Below are 25,007 nucleotides of genomic sequence, written 5' to 3' on the forward strand. Positions count from 1 at the left end.
TTATGGACCCTTGTTTGGAAAAGTTATATCTGGCTTAAACTGACGCTTTGTGGGCGTGCAGTCGGTTTTGCGCTTGCTTAAGGTCTTCTTTAAGCAGAATTTCAGTACACCGAACGGCTTCGTCTATCGCGCTATCAATAGCGGCTTTTTCGTCAGCGGGTGGTTTACCGAGTACATGACCAGTCACACGGCTCTTATGCCCTGGGTGACCGATACCAATACGCAAGCGTAAAAAATTCTTATTGTTACCCAATCTAGCCACAATATCGCGAACGCCATTTTGACTTGAACTGCCACCCACTTTGTATTTTGCTACGCCAGGGGGTAAATCGAGTTCGTCAAATGCCACTAATATTTGTTCTGGTTCTATGCGATAAAAATTAGCAAGTGCTGCTACACCTTGACCACTTTTGTTCATAAAGGTAGTTGGATATAACAAACGTACGTCTTTACCCGCAATGGTAATGCGTGCTGTTTTACCAAAGAACTTAGATTCTGATTTTAGGGGGGCGTTATAGGCATCGGCAAGATGGTTAAGAAACCATTCACCGGCATTGTGTCGGGTATTGTCATATTCGGGGCCTGGATTACCCAGGCCCACGATTAGGCGAATGTCAGCCAAGAGGATTATGCCTCTGGAGCTTCTTCTTCGCCGTCTTCTTCTGATTCAGCTGCTTTTGGGGCAGGCTTAACAGTTACTACAGCAAGGTTGTGTGCTTCGCCGTCTTTTCCAAGCTCAACAGAAGTAACACCAGCTGGTAGCGTTAGGTCAGACAAGTGAAGTGTTTGACCCATTTCAACTGCAGCCATATCTACTTCGATAAACTCTGGAAGATCTTTCGCTGGGCAAGTAACTTCGATTTCAGTTACGTGGTGCTCAGCAATCCCGCCAGCTTTAACAGCTGCAGATGCTTCTTCGTTTACGAAGTGAAGAGGTACGTTAGTGTGTACGTCTTGACCAGCGATAACACGTTGGAAATCGATGTGCATGATCTTTGGCTTGTACGGGTGACGTTGCATGTCTTTAACCAATACTTCTGTTGCTTTTCCGTCAACGTTCAAAGTAAGAACGTGTGAGTAGAAAGCTTCAAACTCAGAAGCTTGGATAAGTTTGTTATGCGCTAGCATGATAGAAGCAGGTGCTTCTTCACCACCGTAGATGATACCAGGCACTTTGTCTTCGCGACGTAGGCGGCGGCTCGCACCTTTCCCTAGGTCTGTGCGAGCAGAAGCGTCTAGGTTAAAAATTGCATCAGACATTGAATGTCTCCAAAATTATAAAAGTTATGGGGTAGGTTTTTGCGACCAAAACCTACGGTTAATACGTGTAAATGAGTAGCCTTGCGGATAGCACTTTACACAGCCCGAAATTCAAGGGCGGCGAATTCTACCACTGCACCCCGTAAGTTACAATTGAAAGGCAAATAAAAAAGAGGCGCTAGGGCCTCTTTTTATCTGTTGTTTTACGCTCGCCATTAGCCGTTTAATACAAAATAGTTAGCGGGTTAACACTACGCGATAATGTGCATCGCCATCTCGTAGGCGTTGAACGGCCTCGTTGATATCGTCGAACTTAAACGTTTCTACGACCGGCTCTATGTTATGGAGTGCCGCAAAATCTAACATGGTCTTTATTGTGGCCGGGCTACCAACCGGTGAGCCAGATACGCTTTTTTGTCCACCAATGAGATTGAAGGCACCAATATCTAGCGGCTCAAGCGTAGCACCGACAAAATGCAACCTGCCTTTCGGCGCAAGAGTAGACAAGTATAAGTTCCAGTCTAATTTTACATTGACCGTTGAGATAATTAAATCAAAGCGGCCAGCTGCTTCTTTAAGCTCTTCTTCGTCTTTACTATTTATTGTGCTGTGTGCGCCAAGCTCAAGCGCTTCTTTTTTCTTCGACTCGCTAGAAGTAAAGGCAACAACCTCACATCCCCATGCGTTCAAAAATTGAAGTGCGAGGTGTCCTAGTCCGCCAATACCCACAACGCCTACTTTTGATGTTGGTGAAATATTAAACTGAACCAGTGGATTAAACACGGTGATGCCACCGCAAAACAGCGGGCCAGACTTCGTTGCATCAAGTTCTTCAGGTAAGGGAACAACCGCTTTTGCTTGCGCACGCACTTTGTCGGCGAACCCGCCATGACGACCGCCAATAGTCATTGACGCTTCTTGGCACAGATTATGGTCGCCGTCTTCACAGGTATGGCAACTATTGCAATAGCCAGAATGCCAACCTAACCCTACACGTTGGCCGACCTTCAGCGAAGAGACGTGTGCGCCGACTTTGCTTATTGTACCAACCACTTCATGACCCGGTACGAAAGGGTATTCCGTCATGCCCCATTCATTGTCTAACATACTTAAATCGCTGTGACATATGCCACAACTTTCTACGTCTATTTCGACATCACGCGACGCTAATTCGCCGGGATCATATTCAAACTTCTCTAACTTTCCACCTGCTTCGCTAGCAGCATATGCATTAATCATAGTTAACTCCTTTTGACGTTGCATATCGATACGCAGCTATACCGCAAAGTCGATCACATTACGTTAGAATGTGTTGGCGCCATCAATCACTTTACTTGCATCGATAACCGTCACTTCTTGTACTTCGAAAACGGTACCAAACTGCGTGATTGTCATCATTTTAGGTTTAGCAAGCCCCGTTATTTCAACAATAAGGCCGTTCTTTTTATACGCATCAGATAAACCGTGAAGCGTGAATCTATCGCCGTTTTCAGCGATAAAAGCGAAGAAACCACCCTCTAGTTCCTTATAAACAATCATGCCTGTTAACACGGTTGGCTCTTCCATGTCTGCGTTTTCGGTTTTTTGCTCTACCATCGCGTTCTCGGTCTCACTGTCTAGTGTGGGAAGTGCTGGTGTACTTTGTTCATCCAGTGATGTTGGCTTCATCTCTTGTTCATCAGAGCATGCGCTTAACGAGAGTAAAATTGCACAAAAGGAAAACGGAAGAATATGGCGTCGTTGCATGTTAAGTATCCTAACTGTTGTTATTTGTCTCTAACTTAAACCGAAATGCTGCACAAAGAAAGCATTGGTGGTGTTTGACGCATCTTGTGTTTCCTGAAGAGGAAAACGTAACGGTAAGCAAAAAAGAGAGTGAGGGGGCAGCCCCGTGAAAAAAAACGAAAACGTGTGTAACGGTGTTTATTGAACAGGGAACGTGTAGAACTGGGAAAATATAGTACGTAGAAACGTTAAATTAAGCGGTACAAAAACGGGCCGCAACAACTGCTCTGATAGGCTAATGCTAAAAAAGTAGTGCTGCGACCTGCTATATTGCTATATAAGCTAACCGCTAATATTCGAACATGGCAGAGATAGACTCTTCATTGCTTATACGACGAATCGTTTCAGCAAGCATCTCTGACAATGTTAATTGCTTAACTTTGCCAAGTTTCTGCATTTCTTTGCTCAGCGGGATCGAATCGGTAACTATGATTTCATCAATAACCGATTCTTGTAAGTTTTTAACGGCATTGCCTGAAAAAATAGCATGTGTTGCGTAAGCGTATACGTTACGCGCGCCATGGCTTTTCAATGCTTCTGCTGCCTTCGCTAGCGTTCCACCCGTGTCAATCATGTCATCGACGATGATACAGTCGCGGTCTTTAACATCACCGATAATATTCATTACTTGCGCGACGTTTGCTTTGGGACGACGCTTGTCAATGATGGCTAAGTCAGCATCATTTAACAGTTTCGCTGTTGCACGCGCACGCACAACACCGCCAATATCTGGCGACACAACAACGGGGTCTGCGAAGTCACGTTGGACCATATCTGCAAGCAAAATTGGCGTGCCAAAAGCATTGTCTACAGGTACATCGAAGAAGCCCTGTATCTGCTCTGCGTGTAAATCGATAGTAAGTACGCGATCTACGCCAACGTTTGAAAGAAAATCAGCTACCACTTTCGCGGTAATTGGTACCCGAGCTGAGCGAACGCGTCTGTCTTGACGTGCATAACCAAAGTATGGAATTACCGCAGTGATACGGCCTGCAGATGCTCGACGCAAGGCGTCAATCATTACAATGAGTTCCATTAGGTTGTCGTTAGTAGGGGCGCACGTAGACTGGATAATAAAAACGTCCGAACCACGGACGTTTTCATGAATTTCTACGCTAATTTCGCCATCACTAAAACGACCAACCTTAGCATTTCCAAGTTTGGTATAGAGGCGATCGGCAACTTTCTGGGCAAGTTCTGGTACGGCATTACCTGCAAAGAGCTTCATATCTGGCACAAGTGGGTTCCTCAGTGCGTTGATAAAAGAGGTTTGGCTGGGGTAGCAGGACTCGAACCTACGAATGGCGGGATCAAAACCCGCTGCCTTACCAACTTGGCTATACCCCAATTGTTTATATCTTACTCGCTTCGGCGTTCACGCTAAATATTCTTCTCGTTTTTTTATTAGTGGCGAGATGTTTACGCCTTTCGCGACAAAACCGCTCCACTGAGAAGGCAATAATTGCTTAACTTTCAGGGCAGTAGCTTCGTCGTTGAAGGTGGCAAACACACAAGCGCCTGTGCCCGTCATCCGCGACGGTGCGTAGTGTACCAACCACTGTAATAATTTTGCAACTTCCGGATAGCTTTTCTCTACTAATTGCTGACAATCATTGCGTGTTTTATCGAATTTGTACGATGCCCACGACATCGAAGGCGTATTACGAGGCAAATCCTTTGCACCGAATATCGCAGCAGTGCTGATATGCACGTTTGGGTTTGCCACCACATACCAAGTCTCTTGTTCTTGTGGGGCTGGCGTGATTTTTTCTCCCACGCCTTCTGCAAACGCAGTATGCCCGTACACAAAAATAGGCACATCAGCGCCAAGCTGTAACCCAAGTTTAGCAAGCGTTTCAGTGTTAAGACCCGTATTCCACAGCGCATTTAATGCGACAAGTGTCGTTGCCGCATTAGACGACCCGCCTCCAATGCCGCCACCCATTGGCAGGCGCTTGTCTAAGGTTATCATTGCGCCATGATGAGTATTTGTGTGCTGCTTGAGGAGTTTCGCAGCACGTATGATGAGGTTGTCGTCATCAGCAACGCCGTCTAGTGGCGTGGACATTGCAACCATACCCGTTTCATTTACATCAAAGGCAAGGCTATCGCCATAATCAAGCATTTGAAATAAGCTTTGAAGCTGATGGTAGCCCGAATCAAGGCGGCCTAATATATGAAGAAATAAATTGAGCTTGGCAGGGGATGGCCACCAATCGTGTGTAGAAGTTTTTAAAGTGTCCATTTATATATCTTTATTTTTAATTGTGTTTTTTCACGGTATTGTGTGGCGGGCTGTATCAAATTAATCGCGTGTGGCAGCCACACAGTATTGCCATTTTTTTGCGTTACGCTGCCGTAATTCGCATAACTGACTTCCCAACCCTGGCAAGCTTGGCACGTACTTGTCAGGGTAGCTAACAGCCCTTTGTCAGTCAGCGTGAATTGATCTGAGGGAAGGGGAAGGCCCTTTATCCAAGAAAGTAATGAGTTAACAGGGATATCCATGCCGGTGACCCGATAGATTAGCGGTTCGGGCATTGCATCTACGAAGGTCTCTCCGTCGGCCTCAAGGACTGCTTTTTTATCCTCAACGTCTAAATTGACTAAGGTTACGCCAAGTAAATTGGTTAATCGGAAATTGAAATCGTCGGAATCGGTTTTCCAATTCATCGTCGCGCTCGCGCCTTCTTCACCTCGCCGAAATGCAATTTTTCCCTTTAACTGCCACTGCGAAATGTCGGCTACTTGTTTTAACTGTGAGGTCAGGTTAACTGCGTTCTCTGGGCCTTTTGGTACTACCGTGCAGGCAAACAAAAATAAGCTAGAAATAATGGCAATAAAGCAAAAGCGAAAAGAAGACAATGACTGATTCAATAGATTTACTCACGTAATAATGTACTTCTTTATGGGAACACAGTTTCACCAACACTTTCAATCATTTTGGCTTTTTCGTACAATGCCGCTCCGACATTATCAGCACAGATGTTAATGACCTTACTCGCCCTTGGTATCAATCACAAAACTGCCCCGGTCGCACTGCGCGAAAAAGTGGCTTTTACACCGGATTCTCTGGTGGAGGCGCTATCGTCTTTGAAAAAGCTTAGTGGTGTAGAAGAGTCGGTCATAGTTTCTACATGCAACCGAACAGAAATTTATCTTAACACCCACGAAGCAGATACGAGTCGTGTGTTAAGTTGGTTAAGTCAATTTCACAACGTTGACGAAGCCGATATTGCACAGAACAGCTATTTGCTCGAGCAAGATGATGCGGTTAAACATATCATGCGTGTGGCGAGTGGGTTAGATTCTCTCATTCTTGGAGAACCGCAAATACTTGGGCAGGTTAAACAGGCCTTTGGCGATGCGAAACATTCCGGTACAGTAAGTAGCGAATTTGAGAAGTTGTTTCAACACACGTTTGCAGTAGCGAAACGCGTAAGAAGCGAAACCGATATAGGGGCCAACGCCGTAAGTGTCGCTTATGCTGCCGTTCAATTAGCAAAACATATTTTCGCGGAATTGCCGAAGCGTGCTGTATTGCTTGTTGGTGCGGGTGAGACCATCGAACTTGTCGCCCAGCATTTGAAAGAGCAGGGCGTATCGCGTTTGGCTGTGGCTAATCGCACCGTGGCGCGCGCTGAAACGCTGGCAGAGCGATTAGGCGCTGACGTATTTACGCTGTCGCAAGTGCCCGAGCACCTGAAAGAGTTTGATATTGTCATTAGTTCAACAGCCAGCCAGCTGCCGCTAATCGGCAAAGGTATGGTAGAAAAGGCATTAAAGCAACGCAAGAACACCCCGATGTTCTTGGTCGACCTTGCAGTACCACGAGATATAGAGTCGGAAGTAAACGAACTCGGCGACGCGTATTTATATACGGTAGACGACCTTCAACACATTGTTCAAAAAAATCTGCAGAATCGAGAGCAGGCAGCGAAAGAAGCCGAAAAACTGATTGATAAGCAAGCCATCGACTTTATGGGGTGGAAGCAGTCGCAGCAATCGATAGATTTAGTGAGACAGTACCGACAAAAAGGCATGCAACAGCGTGATGACATTGTAGAAAAAGCAAAATTACAGCTTGCTGAAGGCAAAGACGCTGCGGTCATAATAGAAGAAATGGCCTATAAATTAACAAATACATTGCTACACCCAACAACCTTGGCGTTAAAAGAAGCGGCGACACAAGATGATCCAGCATTACATCGCTGGTTGGGGCAAGCGCTAGCATTATCCGATAATCAATCGGATACGAAGAAATAAGGTAATAATAATAGTATGAAAGAGTCGGTCGTAAGAAAGCTCGAAAATCTAGTCGAGCGTTTTGAAGAAGTGCAGGCGTTGTTGGGTGATCCTACCGTTATTGGTAATCAAGAAAAATTTCGTAATCTATCGAAAGAATTTAGCCAGCTAGAAGGTGTTGTCGCAGGTTTTAATGCTTATCAACAAGCAGAAGAAAACCTTGCGTCAGCACAAGAAATGTTGGGTGAAGATGACCCTGAAATGCGCGAAATGGCACAGGAAGAGTTCAAAGAAGCAAAATCTGATATTGAACGCTTAGAAACCGAATTGCAGGTGTTGTTGCTTCCTAAAGACCCTAACGACGACAACAACTGTTTCCTTGAAGTGCGTGCTGGTGCTGGTGGTGATGAAGCTGCTATTTTTGCCGGCGACCTGTTTCGTATGTACAGCCGGTATGCAGAGAGCCGTGGTTGGCGCGTAGAGTTGGTCAATGCCAATGAAGGCGAGCATGGCGGTTACAAAGAGGTTGTTGCAAACATAAGCGGCGAAGGCGTTTATGGCATACTGAAATTTGAGTCGGGCGGTCACCGAGTTCAACGTGTGCCAGAAACCGAGTCACAGGGACGTATTCACACCTCTGCGTGTACCGTTGCGGTACTCCCTGAAGTCCCCGAGTCAGAAGCAATAGAAATAAACCCAGCTGATCTTCGTGTTGACACCTTTAGGGCGTCCGGAGCCGGTGGTCAGCACGTTAACAAAACTGACTCTGCCATCCGTATTACTCACCTTCCAACCGGGTTAGTCGTAGAGTGTCAAGACGAGCGTTCTCAGCATAAAAACCGTGCTAAAGCGATGTCGGTTTTACAAGCTCGACTTAATAATATTGAAGAAGAGAAAAGAGCGGCAGAAGAAGCCTCTACCCGTAAAAGCTTGGTGGGAAGTGGTGATCGTTCTGAGCGTATCCGTACCTACAACTTCCCACAAGGCCGAGTTACTGACCACCGAATAAACCTGACTATTTATCGATTGGACGAAGTGGTTGAGGGTGATTTACGACAGCTACTTGACCCGATTATGCAGGAACACCAAGCCGACTTGCTGGCATCATTGTCTGACGATTAAGCATGAGAATTGATGTAGCCCTTGATTGGGCAGTCAACGCACTTGCTGGGGGCGACTCTCCCAGCATAGATGCAAAGGTCCTTCTCGCGCATACACTAAACACGTCATTAACGTACCTTTTTACGTGGCCTGAAAAAACGGTGCCAGAGGCGTCGCTGGCGCAATTTAAATTGTTGATCGCGCAACGCAAAGAAGGCCGCCCCATTGCCTACCTTACGGGTCAAAAAGATTTCTGGACACTTACCCTTAACACGTCGCCGCATACGCTTATTCCACGGCCTGATACCGAAGTATTGGTTGAGCAAGTGCTTACGTGCATAACATCTGAATATACTACCGAAACGCTAACTATTTGTGATTTAGGAACCGGGACTGGTGCTATCGCCTTGGCGCTTGCTTCGGAGCTACCTCAACACAGCGTAATAGGTGTTGATTTCTTAGATGAAGCGGTTACGCTCGCAACCGAAAATGCAAAAACAAACCACATTACCAACGTGCGCTTTACGAAAAGCGACTGGTTTGAAGGGCTTGTTAATGAAAAATTTAATGTGATTATCTCAAATCCCCCTTATATTGAAACATCAAGCCATTATCTACATGAAGGCGATGTGAAGTTTGAACCGAGAAGCGCACTGACATCAGGGCTTGACGGTTTGGATGATATCCGCAAGATTATTGCGCATGCGCCACATTTCCTTCACGCGGGAGGGCTTCTTGCTTTCGAACATGGGTTTAATCAAGCTCATGCTGTTCGCGCGCTGCTCATTGAACGTGGGTTCGTGAGAGTAAGAAGCCAAAAAGATTTTGGCGGTAACGACAGAGTGACGTTAGGTTTCTGGGAAACTTGCGATTAATTTTGTTTACATTACTATTTGCATTGAATAACAAAAATAAACAGGACGTTGTAGATGAATGATGACTTTTTATTTGCTGATGATGATGACGAAGAACTAGTCGAAGATTTAGGCTCGTGGAAAGTACTTGTTGTTGACGACGAACCCGAAGTTCATGCGGTAACGCGCTTAGCCCTCAGTGATTTTGAATTAAATGGTAAAACATTGGAATTCGTTAGCGCGTATAGCGGCGCTGAGGCAAAACAGTGTTTTCGTGAACACGACGATATTGCTGTGGTCTTGCTTGATGTGGTGATGGAAACCGACGATGCAGGATTGAAGGTTGCGGAATATGTTCGAAACGATTTAGATAATCATTTTACGCGCATTATTTTGCGTACTGGTCAGCCGGGGCAAGCACCCGAAAAAGATGTCATTGTTAACTACGACATTAATGATTATAAATCAAAAACCGAGCTTACTGCACAGAAGCTGTTTACGGTTATCATTGCAGCGCTTCGCTCTTATCGCGATATTATTGTTATTGAAGAAAACCGAGCGGGCCTTGAGAAAATAATCGATGCGTCCGTTGATTTGTTTTCATCCACCTCTCTTGAAAAATTCATGCAGGGTATTATTCAACAGTTGTCGTCTATTCTAGGCTGCTCTAAGGATGCCGCGTATATAACGACCGCAGTAGCCTGTACGCCAATAGGTGCATCCACTTCCTCAAGCAATAAAAACGCAGACGAGCTGTATGTGTTTGCAGGTAATGGTGAATATGCCTCGAAAGAAGGAGTTCCGCTTCGAGATGCCGTAAGTGCTGAAGAATACAGTATGTGTTTAGAGGCAATGAAAAAACGTGAAATTGTTTATGCCAATGATCATGTCGTTGCGTTTTGTAACAGCAAGTCGCACGATGGCGCATTGTTATATTTGTCTGGTCTACCTCGGCGAATAGGCGAGGGCGATAGGCATTTAGTTAAGCGTTTCTCTAACAGTGTTCAGCTTGCTTTTGATAACGTATTGAAAACACGTGAAGTGGAAGAAACACAAAAAGAGATTATAGAGCGACTAGGCCGCGCAATAGAAAACCAAGACAATGGCGATAACCATATCACTCGTATAACGAAGATGGCTGAAGCGCTTGCTGTGGGCATTAACATGCCTCAACAACTGGTTATTAATCTACGCCACGCAGTACCGCTTCATGATGTTGGTAATTCAAAGGTCCCCTCTACCATATTACGAAAAGAATCACCGCTTACCGACGATGAAATATTCGCTATAAGAAAGCACGCTGAGTTCGGCTACGACATTCTAAAAGACTCATCAAAGCCAGTAATTCAATTAGCAGCAATGCTAGCCAAACAGCATCACGAACGCTGGGATGGCACGGGTTACCCTGAAGGCTTGAAGGGCGAGGATATTCATTTAGCCAGTCGCGTTGCCACGCTCGTTGATGTGTTTGATGCTCTGGTTAACAAGCGCCCTTACAAACCCGCGTGGAGTGTAGAGCAAGTCGTTGCAGTGCTTAACGATGAACGCGAAAAGCATTTCGACCCTGAGTTGGTCGATTATGTGCTTACCAATATCGATGTGTTTATGTCGATACAGCACGCGTACCCCGATAAAAAACAGTAATAACAATAAAAAGGCAGTAACTATGTATATGATGGCGAAACACCTGCACCTAACCGCGGTCGCGCTAAGTGTTCTTTTCTTTATTCTTCGATTCCTTTGGTCGCAAATGGACCCAACGGTACTGACCAAAAAATGGCTTAAGATCCTTCCTCACGTTATCGATACCGTATTGTTAGGAAGTGCTCTATGGCTTTGTGTCATTCTATCGCAGTACCCATTTGCTACGGCGTGGTTAACATTCAAGGTAATCGGCGTAGTGCTCTATATCGTTTTTGGGCTTTTTGCACTTAAAAAGGCAAAGACCGCAATGGGACGGTGGTTATTCTTTGTAGCGGCATTAGGTGTCTTAATGGCGACAGCAATGGTTGCGGTGACTAAGCAACCTATTTTTTAGATACTAACGGAAATAAACTATGTCTGAATCTCAACAAGTTATTCGCGTTGGCGAAGTAGAAGTCGCCAATCATCTGCCTTTTGTTCTATTTGGTGGGATGAACGTGCTGGAATCACGTGATTTAGCAATGCGAATAGCAGAGCATTATGTTGAAGTTACCCAAAAGCTAAATATTCCTTATGTGTTTAAGGCTTCTTTTGATAAGGCTAACCGCTCGTCGGTTACCTCTTATCGTGGTCCGGGGATGGAAGAAGGGCTGCGCATTTTTGAAGAAATTAAATCAACGTTTAATGTCCCGCTGATTACAGACGTGCATGAACCGGAGCAAGCTGCGCCGGTTGCAGAGGTCGTCGACGTTATTCAGCTGCCCGCGTTCTTAGCACGACAGACCGACTTAGTCGTAGCGATGGCCGAAACGGGAAGCGTCATAAACGTAAAGAAACCACAGTTTCTCGCGCCACACGAAATGCGCCATATTATGGGTAAACTTAACGAAGCAGGTAATGACAAAGTCATTTTATGCGAACGCGGAAGTTGCTTTGGCTATAACAACCTTGTGGTTGATATGCTGGGTATGGACGCAATGAAGTCTTACGCACCTGTAATATTTGATGCAACTCATGCATTACAAATGCCAGGGGGCAGAGCGACGTCGGCTGATGGGCGTCGTGCTCAAGCAGCTCAGCTTGCACGTAGTGGTATGGCGTTAGGGTTAGCTGGGTTGTTCATTGAAGCACATCCAAATCCAGATGAAGCAAAGTGTGATGGGCCGTGTGCACTTCCTTTGGCTAAGCTAGAGCCTTACCTTGCGCAAATGAAAGCGTTGGATGAGTTGGTCAAAGGGTTTGACGAGTTGGATACTAGTAACACGTAAATTTATCGTTGGGTTTATGATGGCGTATGCCGGTGTTTATTCACCGGCATCCGTATCAGGTGTGTTTTATTGTTACTCGCTTAGCTCGACGGTAACACCAACCTCTTTTTTCTCTGTCATTGCCAGCAAGTAGTTGTGTAACGCCACTTGTGTTTCCTCTGCTAGCATTGCTTTAGATTGTCTTTTAACGATCATGTGTGCGTCATTAGAAGGCAAGACATCAGCCATTTTGACGCTAGTCATCGCGGTATTAATAAGTGATTCTAGATTGATCTTTTCTGGTTGTACGTTAGCATTCGCTGCAGCACTAGCAAATGCCATAACGGAAACGCTAGCTAAAAGTAATTTTTTCATTTTCACACCTAATGGAATTAATTAAATTAATGTTTAAGTTTGTTAATATTTTTAACAAATGAGTTTGTAAAATATTGCTGTAAAACAAATTTTCCAAAGTTCGCGTGAATATTAGTCAAATTTTGCGCAATTGAACAACGAGTTAAAGTATGGGTGGTCATTAGATAAACTAATGAATCTGTCACGTTCTGGTAACATAGGGTAGAAAAGTATTATGCATCGACGTCTTCCCCCGCTAAATGCGCTCAAAGCATTCGAAACCGCGGCTCGTCATCTAAGCTTTACTAAGGCGGCTGACGAGCTGTTTGTGACGCAGGCAGCGGTAAGTCATCAAATAAAAGCCCTTGAAGAATTCTTATCGATGAAGCTGTTTATTCGTAGAAATCGCACGCTTTTATTAACAGAAGAGGGACAGGCGTACTTTTTAGAATTAAAAGATATCTTCAAGCATATTCAAGAAGCGACAGAGCGCTTATTAGCCAAAGGAAGTAAAGGGGCGATTACCGTTGCGATGCCGCCAAGTTTTGCTAGTCAGTGGTTAGTGCCCCGTATTAGTAAATTTAGTATGGAACATCCCGATATAGATGTAAGGATAAAAGCAGTAGACTTCGATGAAGGCTTTTTAGAAGATGACGTAGACGTTGCCATCTATTATGGAAAAGGCCGGTGGAGTGGTTTGCAAGCCGACCAGCTTCATCGAGAGTTTCTTACCCCACTGTGTTCACCACTATTATTTAATGGGCCCAAACCGCTTTCAGACTTATCAGACTTGCGTCATCACGTGTTGCTGCATGATTTAAACCGTTCAGCGTGGAAGAATTGGTTAAAGCATGTGGGGGTTCACGGCGTCAATGTGAATCAAGGCCCTGTTTTTAGTCACTCGATGCTTGTTCTTCAAGCTGCAGCCTTAGGTCAGGGTATTGCATTAGGAAACACTATTTTAGCGCGGCCGGAGATAGAAGCTGGGCGATTAGTGATACCGTTTGAAGAGCGTGTAGAAAGCCGTGATGCGTTTTATTTGGTATGCGAAGAGTCTCAAGCGGAGTTAGGTAAGATAGCGGCATTTAGAGACTGGATACTGGCGTTAGTTGAAGAAGAGCAAGACGATGTTTGATATTGATGTAATAGACTGCCCGTCGCCGATCGCGAGATTGATATTGGCACACGGGGCGGGCGCCGGAAAAGAGCATGATTTCATGCAGCGCATTGCGCAACGGTTAGCAGAACAGCATATTGAGGTTGTACTGTTTAACTTTCCTTACATGCAGGTGATTAAAGACACCGGTAAACGCAGGCCGCCAGACAAAGCTGAAAAATTACTTATGCACTTTTCAGAGGTGGTGGATAACATTACGGCTGACCGTGCACCACTACCTACATTCATCGGCGGAAAGTCGATGGGCGGGCGCATGGCTACTATGCTGCTTGATACCCTTAACACTGTTACCGCTGCAGTGGCGTTAGGTTACCCTTTTCATCCACCGGGTAAGCCCGAAAAAACGCGTACCGAGCACTTACTCACCCTTCGTAAACAATTGCTTGTTGTGCAGGGCGAGCGCGATACATTCGGGAATAAAGACGAAGTCGTTGGCTACAACCTACCTGCTAACATTGCACTGCATTTTCTAAAAGACGGTGATCATAGTTTTAAACCGAGAAAAGCAAGTGGGGAGTCGCTTGATAGCCATTTGGACAGCGCAGTAAGCCATGTAACTACCTTTGTTAAGGCGCACATAAATGAGTAATAATAACGTTAAGCTTTCACGTGGAGCCGGTTCCTTTATCATCCTTGGCGCATTATTTTGTGGTAGTGCAGTGGTGTTAGGTGCGTTTGGTGCTCATGCCCTGAAGAGCGTGTTCACCATGTCGCAACTTTCAACATTTGAAGTGGGTGTTCGTTATCAAATGTATCATGGACTAGCACTGTTAGTGTTGCCGTCTCTAACAACATACCTTCCCAGAACGTGGTTACAAAGGGCCGGCATATGCTTCGTAGTAGGCTGTTTATTGTTTAGTGGTAGCCTTTATGCATTAGTCGCCACCGGTATTACCTGGTTTGGCCCTATTACGCCAATAGGTGGAGGATTCTTTATCATAGGTTGGATAATGCTAATTTCGGGCGCATTACTGCGCAATAGGATGGAAAAGTAGGTGAGTACTTCTTCTATATTGGCATATTGCCGACCGGGTTATGAAAATGACACCGCCAATGAACTGGCAACACGTTACGGCGAGACGAGCCAGTTTGGTTACCCTGTGTCGCAAAAAGGTCAGGGTTTCGTTTTGTACCATCTTTATGAAGAAAGTGGCCGAGACGCTGCAATTTCGCAGTTTGCGGTGTCAGACACTATCTTTCCACGACAACTCTGTGCGGTAATGGCGGTCATCAATGATGTGGAAAAAGACGATCGGGTTGGGCAAGTCTTATCTGCGCTTAATGATATTGAAAAACCTTTTGCACATTTCGGTTCAGTAGACGTTGAGTATCCAGATACTGAAGATGGAAAAGCCCTCGCAAAATTTTGTCGCAAATTTACTGTTCCTCTCCGCCAAGCACTAAGAAAGTCAGGATGGCTTACGGCGAAAGAAAACACAGGTAAGCCAAAAGTCCATGTGTTCTTTTCGTCATTTGAAACCTGTTACATAGCGTATTCGTTACCAAAACTCTCAAGTCATGACCATAATGGCATTTGCCGACTTAAGTTCCCAAGTGATGCACCAAGCCGTTCTACACTCAAATTAGAAGATGCATTGGTCAATATGTTAAGTCTTAAAGAGCAAACGAAGGTGCTACGTGCAGGAGGAAGAGCGGTAGATTTGGGCGCATGCCCAGGCGGATGGACATACCAACTTGTAAAACGCGGCATGTACGTAGAAGCCATCGACAACGGCTTGGTTGATGATAGTTTAATGAATACCGGTCTTGTTGAGCATCATGCAGTTGATGGGTTTGCCTATAAACCACAATTTGGTCGCGTCGATTTACTTGTTTGTGATATGATTGAACAACCAGACAGGGTAGCGAAGCTCATGGGCGATTGGTTAGTTAAGCACTGGGCAACCCATGCGATATTTAATTTAAAGCTACCCATGAAGCAACGATACGAAACCGTTACGGAAGCAATGTCGTTGTTGCAACACCGTCTAAATACGCTAAATGACGTATTTTCGGTGAAGGTTAGACATCTCTACCACGACAGAGATGAAGTTACAGTAACAATTGTCCGCACTTCAGATAATGAGGTGTGATTTTGTTATTTTTGAAAAAAGTATCAGGCGTTGTAAGTTATTGATACTCAAAGAAAAGAATTAATGGTGGCTTGGTTTGGCGCAAACAAATTTTCGGTTTGTGCTAAAAAAGGTATAAATTTGGTACAGAAATCCTTTATAATCCGGCCGTTTTTTTACTCTGAACCAATGAAAGTGAACTAATGTCAGACTTATCTTTATACAGAAACATTGGTATTTTCGCCCACGTAGACGCGGGTAAAACTACCACAACAGAACGTATCTTGAAGCTTACTGGTAAAATCCATAAAACTGGTGAGGTTCACGATGGTGAATCAACTACAGATTTCATGGAACAGGAAGCAGAGCGTGGTATTACCATCCAGTCTGCAGCGGTAAGCTGTTTCTGGAAAGATCACCGTTTTAACGTTATCGATACTCCAGGACACGTTGACTTCACAGTTGAAGTATACCGTTCACTAAAAGTACTTGATGGCGGTATCGGTGTATTCTGTGGTTCTGGTGGTGTTGAACCACAATCAGAAACTAACTGGCGTTACGCTAACGAATCTGAAGTTGCACGTGTTATTTTTGTAAACAAATTAGACCGTATGGGTGCTGATTTTTACCGTGTAACTGAGCAAGTACGTAAAGTACTTGGTGCAGTACCTCTTATCATGACGCTACCAATTGGTATCGAAGATGATTTCGTAGGTGTTGTAGACGTTCTTACCAAGAAAGCATACGTTTGGGATGACACTGGTCTTCCTGAAAACTATGAAATTCAAGACGTTCCTGCAGACATGGTCGACAAAGTTGAAGAATACCATGAGATGCTTATCGAGACTGCTGTAGAGCAAGACGATGACCTAATGGAAGCATACATGGAAGGTGAAACGCCGTCTGTTGAAGACATTAAGCGTTGTATCCGTAAAGGTACTCGTGACCTTGCGTTCTTCCCAACATACTGTGGTTCTGCATTCAAAAACAAAGGTGTTCAGCTAGTACTTGACGCTGTTGTAGACTATCTTCCTGCGCCTACAGAAGTTGACCCTCAACCTCTTATGGACGAAGAAGGTAACGAAACTGGCGAGCACGCTATTGTATCTGCAGACGAAACGTTTAAAGCGTTAGCGTTTAAGATCATGGATGACCGTTTTGGTGCACTAACATTCGTACGTATTTACTCTGGTAAACTGAACAAGGGTGACACTATCCTTAACTCGTTTACGGGTAAAACAGAGCGTGTTGGTCGTATGGTTGAAATGCAAGCTGATGAGCGTATCGAACTGTCTAGCGCGCAAGCGGGTGACATCATCGCTATCGTAGGCATGAAGAACGTACAAACAGGTCATACTCTATGTGATCCTAAAGATAAAGTTACGCTAGAGCCAATGGTTTTCCCAACGCCAGTAATCTCGATTGCTGTTCAGCCTAAAGATAAAGGTGGAAACGAGAAAATGGGTATCGCTATCGGTAAAATGATTGCAGAAGATCCATCTTTCCAAGTTGAGACTGACGAAGACTCAGGCGAAACTATCCTTAAAGGTATGGGTGAGCTTCACTTAGATATCAAAGTAGATATCCTTAAGCGTACTTATGGTGTAGACCTTATCGTTGGTCAACCTCAGGTTGCTTACCGTGAAACAATCACAATGCCTGTTGAAGATAGCTACACGCACAAGAAGCAGTCTGGTGGTTCTGGTCAGTTCGGTAAAATTGATTACCGCATCAAGCCAGGTGAGCAAGGTTCAGGTTTCACATTCAACTCAACAGTTGTTGGTGGTAACGTTCCTAAAGAATTCTGGCCTGCAGTTGAGAAAGGCTTCAAGTCTATGATGGGCGAAGGTGTTCTTGCTGGCTTCCCAGTACTAGACGTTGAAGTAGAGCTTTTCGACGGTGGTTTCCACGCAGTAGATTCATCTGCAATCGCGTTCGAAATTGCTGCTAAAGGCGCTTTCCGTCAGTCAATTCCAAAAGCGGGTGCACAACTTCTTGAGCCAATCATGAAAGTTGACGTGTTCACACCAGAAGATCACGTTGGTGATGTTATCGGTGACCTTAACCGTCGTCGTGGCATGCTAAGTGACCAAGAAGCTGGTTTAACTGGCGTACGTATCAAAGCTGACGTTCCATTATCAGAAATGTTTGGTTACATCGGTTCACTACGTACTATGACATCTGGTCGTGGTCAGTTCTCTATGGAATTCAGCCACTACGCACCATGTCCTGCTAACGTTTCTGAGAAAGTTATCGAAGAATCGAAGGCACGTAAAGCTGCTAAGTAATTCAGCATCCATTACTCGCTAATCGAGTAGTGAAATGTGTAAAAGCCGGTCAGGAAACTGACCGGCTTTTTTGTTGGTGTTATCACCACGCAAACGTCGACGCATGCGCTAGGCCGTATTAACCGTTACGGATTACTATGATGGGCACCGTTTTTTGTGTCTTTAGATGCCTTAACGATTGCTGTATTTAATTGCTTAACCAGGTTTTTCATCTCTTTAAGGGCTAATGCCTTTTTCTTTTCATCCGCACAAGGCGACATGTAATGATAGCCTTCGTATACGGTGATGGCTGCGAATGCACTATGACGTATCTCTTCGTTAAGTGTATTGCTAATTTCTGAAACATAGTGGCGTGCGGCTGTAGTGCCCCGTGGATGCTGCGTATAACGTTCGAGGCTTTTCAGAGCATGCAGGAATAGCCGATTGAATTTAGTGTCGTTAGACGGTGCACGAAGAGGTACAAAATAGAGCACAAGTAACAGTGCAATAATGGCAATGGTGCTAAGTAAAATAATAGTAAGTCGCGTTGACGTTATTTCCCCGAGTAATTTGTGTAACAGGTCATTTTGATTTTTTTTATCAAAACCAAGTACCCATTTACTCCATGAATAATCAAGCTGACGAAACCAGCTTTGAACGTTTAGAAACCATTGGCCGCGGGTTAAGCTTGAAAAAACTGACTTATTTCGTTGCTCTCCAAACTCGGCCAACGCGTGTTCTAACCCAATGCTGAGCCGCGATGGAGCCACCATGCTGGTAGGGTCATACCGCACCCAATTGCCGTCGATAAGTGCTTCGACCCATGCGTGAGCATTGTACTGCCGAATTTGTAGTACACCTTGGCTTAACGTTTCTCCTCCCTGATAGCCCGATACCATGCGAGCTGGAATACCTGCCACGCGCAGAGCAAATGCCATTGCGCTTGCATAATGTGCGCAAAAGCCTGCGCGTTCGGTAAACAAAAACGTATCGATAGGAGAGGAGGGCATGGCATTTGGCTCTAGCGTGTAGGTAAAGCCTTGCTCCTGAAAGTAACGCATGATGCTATGTGCAACGGCTTGAGGTGAATTAGCCTCTTGAGTAAGGGTGTCGACCCAGGCTTGCGTTTTCAAATTTGAGTCGGTTGGATAATTAAGATTTAACTGTCTTTCAAACCCCTCTAAAGGGCTGGTAAGTAGCGCATTAGGGTAATAAGAAAGATAAAACGCTTTTTTTCCCATTACAGGGCGTCGTGCGCGTAATGCATAGTCAAACTGGACGCCAACATTAGCGCTGCTGGTGGCATTATTTGGCGCCGATACCTCTAGACCGAATACCCACCTCTGTTGAGTGGGTTCGATAATAAGTTGATACGCTTTGGCATTCGTATCGTCATAGGACGACGACGCGCTTAACGGTGAGGGTCGGTTCATGCCCTTTAACTGCTGTTCTGCCTGCCTACGTTTATCGCTTACTGCCCATGTTTTTCCATCGAAACTCTCCAGTGTCATGGCACGCCAGTACAATGCAGACATGGGCGGTATTGTATTGTCGAACGTGGCGGTAAATGCCAGCGATGAAGACCGAGCCAATGAGGCTATATCGCCTGGTGTTACCGATTCAGCCAACCCAGTTTGTTGAGATTTTGCGGTTGGCATTTGCCATAAAGGCGGTAATTGGGGCATGACCAAAAAAAGTAATATTGCGATTGGAAATGCCTTGGCTAGCAGTGTCGCAACCAACGCAGATGTGTCGAGAACTCTCTTGCCCGGCGAGTGATAAAGCGCTAACGATACCAATAGAATAGAGAGAATACAGGTGCACCCCACCCATGCGTAAATACTTAGTGCAAAGATGAATCCGCACCCAATTAGAAATAAACTGGTACAAAAGAGTAAATGAAAGTCTCGGCGGTTTTGAATAAGCATGAGTTTGAGTGAGCAAGCGATAGCTAGCAGATTAATCATGCTGTTTAGTAAACCAATGGAAAGCCCAAACCATGCAAGAGCAAAGAGCGATAACACAGCAAGTAAGTTAATGGTGCGCATGCTTGCCTGCGAACCATGCTTTGCAAATGCGGCAACACGAATAAATACTGCGCAGCCACTTAACACTAACACCCACGATAACAAGGCATCAAACAGTGAGAGTATCAGTACACCAAACGATAAACTGATCAATAGATAGGGAAGGTCACTGTTTGCGGTTTGCGAAGAACGGGATCGCTTGAAGCCAGAAAAAAGCGTATTCATGTAGATGCGCCCGTTGCTGTCTGGTTTGTGTCGCTGAACATGGCTAATGCAGTTAAACAGTCTGTCTTGTGTTGTAGACCATACGAAGGTGCAACATGGATAGATTTATAGTTAATGCCATAGGGAAGCCCTTTGCTGTCCATTTCAAGAACGTGAAAAGTCAGAATTGATAAGGCTTTTTCTGTATCCATCGTATTGGCAATTGATAGATAGTGCTGTGAATGTTTGTGCTCATCAAACGTTTTTGTCACCCACTTTCCACTCTTTGCCACCTGTTTCCAAACAACACGGTTGAGCGGTTGCCCTTGCTCATAGTCTGCTAACGCATGAAAATCGCTGTTTCCTTGCACGGTATTACGTACTGATGCGTCGTTGTTAATGTCATCGTCGTGGGCTATGGCTACTATGTTTGCCATTCCGCGTGCTGCTGCGGGGTAAACTAACGCTGTTAAATCAAAGTCTAAATGGGTCCAGCACTTATAAAGCCCTAACGGATATTCGCACATGAACGTTACCCTAGAAAGGCGATGTAAGCCGCGTTTTTTTACCGTGATAGGGAGTAATAATGTTGGTGATTCAGTTGTTAAGTTGTGGCTGTGCCCTTCGGTGGTGTCTATCCACTTAACATGCAGTATTCCGCTGGCACGAATGCTTTCAGGTTGTTGATTCGAATCTACTTTAATGACGGTTACGCCAGCCTCGTTTAAATGAAACGGTGAGACGGGAGCGGCGCTAAGCTTAAGCTTTGCCATATTTCGATGGGTATAAAAAAGGGCAAGTAGCATGACACTCACAAGCAAATAGCTCATCAGTAGCATGATATTGTTCTGATAATTAGTGCCAAGCAAAAACAGGCTTAACGACATGGCAATAAATGCCCATCCAAATGTCGTGGGCAGTATAAAAATTGAATTTAAATCGAGGGTATGTTGTTGTTTAGCAGGAATGCGTTTATCAAGCCACGTTAAAAAGCGTGTTGATAGTTTTTTCTTAATCGCAGTATTCATGCGCACCACGTTCATATCGCCCTTTCAGCGGTGTTATGCTGCAAGAGGATCTACACTGTCGAAAAGACGTTTACTTAACGACGCGCCATCGAGTGATGATTGTGATGTACCATTGAGTCTATGTGCGGTTATTGCTTCGAATACCGCCTGGACATCATCCGGCGTTACATAGTCTCTATCGAACATAAACGCCCATGCCTTCGCGCCTTGCAGCAATGCGCGGCTTGCTCTTGGTGATAAAGGGTTGGGGTATGCACCTGGTTCTCTGCTTGCGTTAACTAACTTTAAAATATATCGAATAACGCTGTCGTTCACGTGCATTTTTTCAATGTGTCGCTGCATACCCCGCAAGTTTGTTTCATCAACACAGGTCGCAAGCGGAGTCGATACATTGCGCTGTCGTAGCATTGCCTCTTCAGCGTCCCAAGCAGGGTACCCTAGGGATATTCGCATAAAAAAACGGTCTAGCTGGGATTCCGGTAGCGGGTAGGTGCCAGCTTGATATCCTGGGTTTTGTGTGGCAATGACAAAAAATGGTGATGGCAAGGGATGCGTGACACCGTCAATACTCACTTGACGCTCTTCCATCGCTTCTAGCAGTGCGCTTTGGGTTTTAGGGCTGGCTCGATTGAGTTCATCTGCTAACACTACTTGACTGAATATAGGGCCCTGTCGAAATGAAAATTGATTATCGTGGCACTGAAAATGTTTACGCCAAGCATGTCGGATGGCAATAGGTCGGAGGTAAATTGGATACGAGAGTACTGTAACCCGAACACTTGAGAAAGCGCATGTGATAGGGTGGTTTTCCCCATCCCCGGTAAATCCTCTATCAATAAGTGCCCGTTCGCAAGTAAGCAGGCCATTGCTAAATGCAATTGTTGTGATTTACCGAGAATTCTCTCACTTAGCGCATGATGCACCTTTTGTAATTCAAGTCGCATAATGTCGTCACTTATTATTGATAATTGTTATTTTTACGCGTTAGCATAGTAGCAAGTTCATCTTTTCGCTGTTGGTTTATTAGTAATACCTAAGTATGAATAACATGAAGTGTAAAACAAATGGCATTAAGTGCTGCGCAGCGCAATGGTGTTGTCTATAATGGTGCCACTTAAATAGGAAGTAGTTATGAAAAGCATTGAAATAGATGACGATTTATATGCCTTTATCGCCAGTCAAACGAAACATATTGGTGAAAGTGCATCTCAAATTCTAAGACGTTTACTGTTGCCTGAAGACGGCGCAACGATAAATGCGGGTAAGGGCAATAAGTCTGAAGCAACGAGCGAGGCACAGGATGCTGCGCCTGCGCCCATACCAGAAACCGTAGAAGTACCACTTGCTAATGCGAAGGTAGCGGCTGATAAAAAGACTCAATCAGAAGCAAAAGTACCCTCGCAACCCAAAGCAGCTGCACCAAAAAAGGTTGTACCTGCTTCGAAACGTGCACCTGTCGCTGAGGCAAGCGTTGAACAGGCTGTCACAAAAGTGCATGCAAAAAAAGATATTGTAGACGTAATTACCACCGATGCGCTGTCTACATTTACCAAGCGCGTAGATCAGTTTCTTTTTGTTCTGAGTGCTGCGCACAAGCTTAACGAAGAGGCGTTCTCTGCCGTTGAGACTATTAAAGGCAAAAACCGCACTTACTTTGCTACGCGTAAAGAAGCGTTATTAGAAAATGGAAGCAGTACGAACCCCAAAGCTATTCCAGACAGCCCGTATTGGGTGGTGAGTAATAACAATACCGCGAAAAAAGTGAGCATGCTGGAACAAGTTTTGCGTGTTCTAGGCTACAAACCTGAAGTGGTAGAGACCATCATTAGCCGCTTTTCGTCACAAGGTAAATAAAGTAAGTACTCAATAAGGATTTTACATGTCGCTACACGCACAAGCTGGAAAACCTGCAGATAAAGCACAACTGATCAATGTTGCAGAGCTCGTAAGTCAATATTATAGCTATAGGCCCAATCCAAGCGCTCCCGCTGAAGCCGTGAGTTTTGGCACTTCTGGTCACAGAGGTACCTCTGCAAATGCGACATTTAATGACATGCACATTGCGGCGATTTGTCAGGCGCTCGTTGAATACAGAGCGTCTGAGGGTATAACAGGCCCGCTGTTTATTGGTAAAGACACACATGCGTTGTCAGAGCCAGCAATGGTAACCGCTATCGAGGTACTTAGTGCGAACGGTGTCGATGTGGTTATTCAGCGTAGTGATAATGAAAGTATGGGCTACACACCCACACCGGTGATATCTAGAACTATTATTCGTTACAATCGCGACAACACGTCTGGGCTTGCCGATGGTGTAGTCATAACGCCTTCGCATAACCCGCCTTCTGACGGTGGTTTTAAATATAACCCACCTCATGGTGGTCCGGCTGATAGCGATGTGACTAATGCTATTCAACGACGCGCTAATGCACTTATTGCTGAGGGCAACAAAGACGTTAAGCGTATAGATATTCGTCAAGCGCGAGAAAAACAGTGCGTCCGCGAAGATGACTTTATGGAACCTTATATCGATGACTTATCAAAGGTCATTGATATGGACGCCATTGCAAAGGCAAGCTTAACGCTAGGCACAGACCCGCTCGGTGGTGCTGGTGTTGGCTATTGGTCACGCATTTCAACGAAGTATGGGCTAGACATTACGGTGGTAAACGACAGCGTCGACCCACAATTTGGCTTTATGCGACGAGATAAAGACGGCAAGCTTCGCATGGATTGCTCATCAGCTTATGCAATGGCGGGGCTTATCGAACTTAAAGATAACTTCGATTTGGCATGGGGTAACGACCCCGACTTCGACCGCCACGGCATTGTGTGCAAAAGTGCAGGGTTGATGAATCCAAATCACTACCTTGCGGTTGCTATTCAGTACTTATATACCCATCGAGCGCAGTGGCCTGCATCATTGAAGATAGGTAAGACACTGGTATCAAGCAGCATGATAGATCGCGTGGCAAATAGCTTGAACAAACCCCTTGCCGAAATGCCCGTTGGGTTCAAATGGTTTGTTGATGGGCTTGCCACGAGTACAATAGGGTTTGCCGGTGAAGAAAGCGCGGGGGGGATTTTCCTTCAGCGTAACGGCGAAACATGGGCCACCGACAAGGATGGTTTTATACTGTGTTTGCTTGCTGCTGAAATCTTAGCGGTTACGGGAAAAGATCCAGGTGAACATTATCACGCCTTAACGGAAGTGTTTTCTGCCCCCGTATATAAACGCGTTGATGTTGCAGCTTCTTTAGAAGAGAAGAGCAAACTGTCGGCAATGGATGCGTCGGTAATCACCAGCGATACACTTGCAGGGGAGGCGATTACGTCGGTACAAACCCATGCGCCGGGTAACAATGCGTCGATAGGTGGTGTAAAGGTATCAACCGAAAATGGGTGGTTTGCAGCTCGACCTTCTGGAACTGAACAAATCTACAAAATTTATGCTGAAAGCTTCCTAGGTGAAAGCCACTTACAGAATTTAATAGAAGAAGCAGAAGCGCTGGTTAGCAAAATCATTAAATAAACTGCCTCGCGCGGTAAAGTACATACAGCAATGTAAATAAAATGTTAAATAAGGAGTGAATGCATACGTTTTCACTCCTTTTTTTGCGTTTTTAACAGTTTTTTTACAACATCTGCTCGTAACTGCTGCTATATTGCTCTCATATTGTTGGTTATTTCTGTAATTAAATTACATTTTCAGGTATGTGTAATCGACACATCAACCAGAGTG

General features: G+C 45.0%; 24 protein-coding genes, 1 tRNA gene and 1 pseudogene. 13 read left to right on the forward strand and 13 right to left on the reverse strand.

The window, feature by feature from the left end:
- Positions 1-34: 34 nt before the first annotated feature.
- The 8 genes from pth to lolB all read right to left on the reverse strand — a co-directional run bounded on the left by pth (position 35) and on the right by lolB (position 5,922).
- Positions 35-622: an aminoacyl-tRNA hydrolase gene (pth, locus tag ACOJRU_RS06760; RefSeq protein ID WP_421134262.1), complete on the reverse strand. Its 588-nt coding sequence runs from the start codon at positions 620-622 to the stop codon at positions 35-37.
- A gap of 5 nt (positions 623-627) precedes the next feature.
- On the reverse strand, positions 628-1,260 hold the full coding sequence (locus ACOJRU_RS06765) for a 50S ribosomal protein L25/general stress protein Ctc (protein ID WP_421134263.1): 633 nt from the start codon (positions 1,258-1,260) through the stop codon (positions 628-630).
- A gap of 237 nt (positions 1,261-1,497) precedes the next feature.
- Positions 1,498-2,499, reverse strand: a complete 1,002-nt coding sequence (ahr, locus tag ACOJRU_RS06770) for an NADPH-dependent aldehyde reductase Ahr (RefSeq protein WP_421134264.1) — start codon at positions 2,497-2,499, stop codon at positions 1,498-1,500.
- A 63-nt stretch (positions 2,500-2,562) separates the two neighbouring features.
- Entirely contained in the window at positions 2,563-3,006 is a 444-nt protein-coding gene (locus ACOJRU_RS06775; protein ID WP_421134265.1) for a ribose-phosphate pyrophosphokinase, read from the reverse strand.
- A 328-nt stretch (positions 3,007-3,334) separates the two neighbouring features.
- A complete protein-coding gene (locus ACOJRU_RS06780; protein WP_421134733.1) occupies positions 3,335-4,273 on the reverse strand; it encodes a ribose-phosphate pyrophosphokinase in 939 nt (312 codons plus the stop codon).
- Positions 4,274-4,316: 43 nt separating this feature from the next.
- Positions 4,317-4,392: transfer RNA gene (locus ACOJRU_RS06785), tRNA-Gln, on the reverse strand.
- Positions 4,393-4,420: 28 nt separating this feature from the next.
- A complete protein-coding gene (gene ispE / locus ACOJRU_RS06790; protein WP_421134266.1) occupies positions 4,421-5,290 on the reverse strand; it encodes a 4-(cytidine 5'-diphospho)-2-C-methyl-D-erythritol kinase in 870 nt (289 codons plus the stop codon).
- Complete coding sequence (gene lolB, locus ACOJRU_RS06795; RefSeq protein ID WP_421134267.1) at positions 5,278-5,922, reverse strand: lipoprotein insertase outer membrane protein LolB; 645 nt, start codon at positions 5,920-5,922, stop codon at positions 5,278-5,280. Before lolB ends, ispE begins: the two co-directional genes overlap by 13 nt.
- Before the next feature lie 114 nt (positions 5,923-6,036).
- Between lolB and hemA the strand changes: the two genes are divergently transcribed.
- Genes hemA through kdsA form a run of 6 tightly spaced genes read left to right on the forward strand, consistent with a single transcriptional unit; the run spans position 6,037 to position 12,157 of the window.
- Entirely contained in the window at positions 6,037-7,311 is a 1,275-nt protein-coding gene (gene hemA / locus ACOJRU_RS06800; protein ID WP_421134268.1) for a glutamyl-tRNA reductase, read from the forward strand.
- A gap of 15 nt (positions 7,312-7,326) precedes the next feature.
- Positions 7,327-8,412, forward strand: coding sequence for a peptide chain release factor 1 (gene prfA, locus ACOJRU_RS06805; RefSeq protein WP_421134269.1), 1,086 nt, complete (start codon positions 7,327-7,329; stop codon positions 8,410-8,412).
- Positions 8,413-8,414: 2 nt separating this feature from the next.
- A complete protein-coding gene (gene prmC / locus ACOJRU_RS06810; RefSeq protein WP_421134270.1) occupies positions 8,415-9,266 on the forward strand; it encodes a peptide chain release factor N(5)-glutamine methyltransferase in 852 nt (283 codons plus the stop codon).
- Positions 9,267-9,320: 54 nt separating this feature from the next.
- Positions 9,321-10,889, forward strand: coding sequence for a DUF3369 domain-containing protein (locus ACOJRU_RS06815; RefSeq protein ID WP_421134271.1), 1,569 nt, complete (start codon positions 9,321-9,323; stop codon positions 10,887-10,889).
- Positions 10,890-10,911: 22 nt separating this feature from the next.
- Positions 10,912-11,283, forward strand: coding sequence for a SirB2 family protein (locus ACOJRU_RS06820; protein WP_421134272.1), 372 nt, complete (start codon positions 10,912-10,914; stop codon positions 11,281-11,283).
- Positions 11,284-11,302: 19 nt separating this feature from the next.
- Entirely contained in the window at positions 11,303-12,157 is an 855-nt protein-coding gene (gene kdsA / locus ACOJRU_RS06825; RefSeq protein ID WP_421134273.1) for a 3-deoxy-8-phosphooctulonate synthase, read from the forward strand.
- 72 nt (positions 12,158-12,229) lie between these two features.
- Here kdsA and ACOJRU_RS06830 read toward each other — a convergent pair whose 3' ends face one another.
- Entirely contained in the window at positions 12,230-12,511 is a 282-nt protein-coding gene (locus ACOJRU_RS06830) for a hypothetical protein (protein ID WP_421134274.1), read from the reverse strand.
- Between the two features lie 214 nt (positions 12,512-12,725).
- On the opposite strand from ACOJRU_RS06830, the gene ACOJRU_RS06835 reads away from it, so the two are divergent.
- The 5 genes from ACOJRU_RS06835 (at position 12,726) to fusA (ending at position 18,027) form a co-directional block, all read left to right on the forward strand.
- On the forward strand, positions 12,726-13,625 hold the full coding sequence (locus tag ACOJRU_RS06835; protein WP_421134275.1) for a transcriptional regulator GcvA: 900 nt from the start codon (positions 12,726-12,728) through the stop codon (positions 13,623-13,625).
- A complete protein-coding gene (locus ACOJRU_RS06840; RefSeq protein WP_421134276.1) occupies positions 13,618-14,256 on the forward strand; it encodes an alpha/beta family hydrolase in 639 nt (212 codons plus the stop codon). Before ACOJRU_RS06835 ends, ACOJRU_RS06840 begins: the two co-directional genes overlap by 8 nt.
- Positions 14,249-14,662, forward strand: coding sequence for a DUF423 domain-containing protein (locus ACOJRU_RS06845; RefSeq protein WP_421134277.1), 414 nt, complete (start codon positions 14,249-14,251; stop codon positions 14,660-14,662). Before ACOJRU_RS06840 ends, ACOJRU_RS06845 begins: the two co-directional genes overlap by 8 nt.
- Entirely contained in the window at positions 14,663-15,760 is a 1,098-nt protein-coding gene (gene rlmM, locus ACOJRU_RS06850) for a 23S rRNA (cytidine(2498)-2'-O)-methyltransferase RlmM (protein ID WP_421134278.1), read from the forward strand.
- A gap of 182 nt (positions 15,761-15,942) precedes the next feature.
- Positions 15,943-18,027 carry an elongation factor G gene (gene fusA / locus ACOJRU_RS06855; RefSeq protein WP_421134279.1) on the forward strand — a complete coding sequence of 695 codons (2,085 nt, stop codon included), beginning with the start codon at positions 15,943-15,945 and terminating at the stop codon, positions 18,025-18,027.
- A 125-nt stretch (positions 18,028-18,152) separates the two neighbouring features.
- Here the strand turns inward: fusA and ACOJRU_RS06860 are convergent, their stop codons facing one another.
- The 4 genes and pseudogenes from ACOJRU_RS06860 to ACOJRU_RS06875 all read right to left on the reverse strand — a co-directional run.
- The gene (locus ACOJRU_RS06860) at positions 18,153-20,258 is read right to left on the reverse strand and encodes a transglutaminaseTgpA domain-containing protein (protein ID WP_421134280.1); all 2,106 of its coding nucleotides are present in this window, start codon (positions 20,256-20,258) and stop codon (positions 18,153-18,155) included.
- Entirely contained in the window at positions 20,255-21,265 is a 1,011-nt protein-coding gene (locus ACOJRU_RS06865; RefSeq protein WP_421134281.1) for a DUF58 domain-containing protein, read from the reverse strand. The genes ACOJRU_RS06860 and ACOJRU_RS06865 overlap by 4 nt, the downstream gene beginning before the upstream one ends.
- Positions 21,266-21,298: 33 nt before the next feature.
- The gene (locus tag ACOJRU_RS06870; protein ID WP_421134734.1) at positions 21,299-21,718 is read right to left on the reverse strand and encodes an AAA family ATPase; all 420 of its coding nucleotides are present in this window, start codon (positions 21,716-21,718) and stop codon (positions 21,299-21,301) included.
- Between the two features lie 57 nt (positions 21,719-21,775).
- Positions 21,776-22,209: pseudogene (locus tag ACOJRU_RS06875) on the reverse strand (AAA family ATPase); the annotation flags it as partial.
- Positions 22,210-22,396: 187 nt separating this feature from the next.
- Between ACOJRU_RS06875 and seqA the strand changes: the two are divergent.
- Positions 22,397-23,119, forward strand: a complete 723-nt coding sequence (gene seqA / locus ACOJRU_RS06880) for a replication initiation negative regulator SeqA (protein ID WP_421134282.1) — start codon at positions 22,397-22,399, stop codon at positions 23,117-23,119.
- 25 nt (positions 23,120-23,144) lie between these two features.
- The gene (gene pgm, locus ACOJRU_RS06885) at positions 23,145-24,797 is read left to right on the forward strand and encodes a phosphoglucomutase (alpha-D-glucose-1,6-bisphosphate-dependent) (RefSeq protein WP_421134283.1); all 1,653 of its coding nucleotides are present in this window, start codon (positions 23,145-23,147) and stop codon (positions 24,795-24,797) included.
- Positions 24,798-25,007: the final 210 nt, after the last annotated feature.

It is taken from the genome of Alteromonas algae (genome assembly GCF_049117195.1).
Classification (GTDB): domain Bacteria; phylum Pseudomonadota; class Gammaproteobacteria; order Enterobacterales; family Alteromonadaceae; genus Alteromonas.

Coding starts and splice junctions, on each gene's coding strand:
- ACOJRU_RS06870 (WP_421134734.1), bottom strand. CDS start 21,718: ATGCGAATATCCCTAGGGTACCCTGCTTGGGACGCTGAAGAGGCAATG.
- ACOJRU_RS06860 (WP_421134280.1), bottom strand. CDS start 20,258: ATGAATACGCTTTTTTCTGGCTTCAAGCGATCCCGTTCTTCGCAAACC.
- prmC (WP_421134270.1), top strand. CDS start 8,415: ATGAGAATTGATGTAGCCCTTGATTGGGCAGTCAACGCACTTGCTGGG.
- seqA (WP_421134282.1), top strand. CDS start 22,397: ATGAAAAGCATTGAAATAGATGACGATTTATATGCCTTTATCGCCAGT.
- ACOJRU_RS06840 (WP_421134276.1), top strand. CDS start 13,618: ATGTTTGATATTGATGTAATAGACTGCCCGTCGCCGATCGCGAGATTG.
- ACOJRU_RS06845 (WP_421134277.1), top strand. CDS start 14,249: ATGAGTAATAATAACGTTAAGCTTTCACGTGGAGCCGGTTCCTTTATC.
- kdsA (WP_421134273.1), top strand. CDS start 11,303: ATGTCTGAATCTCAACAAGTTATTCGCGTTGGCGAAGTAGAAGTCGCC.
- hemA (WP_421134268.1), top strand. CDS start 6,037: ATGACCTTACTCGCCCTTGGTATCAATCACAAAACTGCCCCGGTCGCA.
- ACOJRU_RS06835 (WP_421134275.1), top strand. CDS start 12,726: ATGCATCGACGTCTTCCCCCGCTAAATGCGCTCAAAGCATTCGAAACC.
- ACOJRU_RS06830 (WP_421134274.1), bottom strand. CDS start 12,511: ATGAAAAAATTACTTTTAGCTAGCGTTTCCGTTATGGCATTTGCTAGT.
- fusA (WP_421134279.1), top strand. CDS start 15,943: ATGTCAGACTTATCTTTATACAGAAACATTGGTATTTTCGCCCACGTA.
- ACOJRU_RS06765 (WP_421134263.1), bottom strand. CDS start 1,260: ATGTCTGATGCAATTTTTAACCTAGACGCTTCTGCTCGCACAGACCTA.
- prfA (WP_421134269.1), top strand. CDS start 7,327: ATGAAAGAGTCGGTCGTAAGAAAGCTCGAAAATCTAGTCGAGCGTTTT.
- ACOJRU_RS06865 (WP_421134281.1), bottom strand. CDS start 21,265: ATGAATACTGCGATTAAGAAAAAACTATCAACACGCTTTTTAACGTGG.
- ACOJRU_RS06820 (WP_421134272.1), top strand. CDS start 10,912: ATGTATATGATGGCGAAACACCTGCACCTAACCGCGGTCGCGCTAAGT.
- ACOJRU_RS06815 (WP_421134271.1), top strand. CDS start 9,321: ATGAATGATGACTTTTTATTTGCTGATGATGATGACGAAGAACTAGTC.
- ispE (WP_421134266.1), bottom strand. CDS start 5,290: ATGGACACTTTAAAAACTTCTACACACGATTGGTGGCCATCCCCTGCC.
- ACOJRU_RS06780 (WP_421134733.1), bottom strand. CDS start 4,273: ATGAAGCTCTTTGCAGGTAATGCCGTACCAGAACTTGCCCAGAAAGTT.
- ahr (WP_421134264.1), bottom strand. CDS start 2,499: ATGATTAATGCATATGCTGCTAGCGAAGCAGGTGGAAAGTTAGAGAAG.
- ACOJRU_RS06775 (WP_421134265.1), bottom strand. CDS start 3,006: ATGCAACGACGCCATATTCTTCCGTTTTCCTTTTGTGCAATTTTACTC.
- pgm (WP_421134283.1), top strand. CDS start 23,145: ATGTCGCTACACGCACAAGCTGGAAAACCTGCAGATAAAGCACAACTG.